The organism is Corynebacterium tuscaniense, from assembly GCF_008693065.1.
Lineage (GTDB): Bacteria > Actinomycetota > Actinomycetes > Mycobacteriales > Mycobacteriaceae > Corynebacterium > Corynebacterium tuscaniense.
Window position 1 is genome coordinate 1 of sequence record NZ_VXKH01000131.1, and the last position, 1,209, is coordinate 1,209.

General features: G+C 67.7%; 1 protein-coding gene. It reads left to right on the forward strand.

Features of this window, described 5'->3' with window-relative positions:
* The coding region (locus tag F4V54_RS11570) for a DUF5682 family protein (RefSeq protein ID WP_249041301.1) at positions 1 to 1,209 on the forward strand (1,209 nt) is incomplete at both ends.

Genomic DNA, 1,209 nt, shown 5'->3' on the forward strand with positions numbered 1-1,209 from the left:
GAAGGCATCCGTCGCGCCCGCGCCACGCACGGACCGCGCATCGTGGCGGTGACGGGTGCGTGGCACAGCCCCGCGCTCACCGAGGAGCAGATCAGAGACAACGAGAAGGCCGATGCGACGCTGCTCAGCCAGCACGAACGCGGCGAGACCACAGCGAGCTTGGTCCCCTACTCCCATGCCCTGCTCGATTCCCGCTCCGGCTACCCGGCAGGCATCCGCGATCCCCTCTGGCAGCAGGCGATGCTCAAGCACGGGGACGATCGAGCCGCCTTTGAACAAGCGGTAGCCACATTTCTCACCCGCATCGCTTCCGGGCTGCGCGATACAGGTCATCCCGCCGGTCCAGGCGAGATCCGCGAGGCCCACCGCATGGCCCTCGACCTCGCCGCCCTGCGTGGCCTGCCAGCACCCGGCCGCCGCGAATTACTGGAGGCATGCACATCCGTCTACGCCCAAGGCGATGTGCTCGGACGCGGCCGCGCTGTTGCCCGCGTTGCCCAAGATGTGCTCGTGGGCACGCATCAAGGCAAGCTCGCGCCGGGCACACCGGAATCCGGGCTGGCACCGGACTTCCGCACTCACGTTGAGGAGCTGCGGCTACCCGGCGCAGGTGAGGAATCAAAGACGATGACGTTGGAGCCGCTGCGCAGACAAGCATCTACGCCTCAGATAAGTCTGGATACCCGCCGCGAGATCTTTTTGCAGCGCTGCAGGACCGCAGGGATTGTGTACGCCGTGCCGGACCACGTCGTGGGCGTTGGCGGCGCCCAAGCGGTAAGCACGCGCTGGGACGTGCTGCACAATGTGGCCACCGACGCCAGCATTGCCCGCGCCGCCATCTACGGTGTCACGGTGGAACAGGCCGCGGAGGGGAGGCTGCGCGCACGCCGCTCGTCCGCCACAGATGACCCTGATGGGCTCATCGCGGGTTTGAAGGACGCCGCAGCCGCTGGCCTCCTCGAGGAATTCGACTGGTGGCTCCACACCGCCTCCACCACTCTGCCGGCTCGCGCCGGGGTGGACACCGTGGCGGAAGCACTCACCGCGCTGGTGGCCATGAGTGAAGGAACCGTGGCGGGGATGCTGGATTCGGGGCGTGGTGGCGCGATCGCTGAAGTCGTTGACATTCTCGTTCGCGCCGCCGTCGCCCAAGTCCGCGGGCTTGCCGGCAGTGATGATCCGCGCGATGCCACCGCGTTGGGCCAGCTT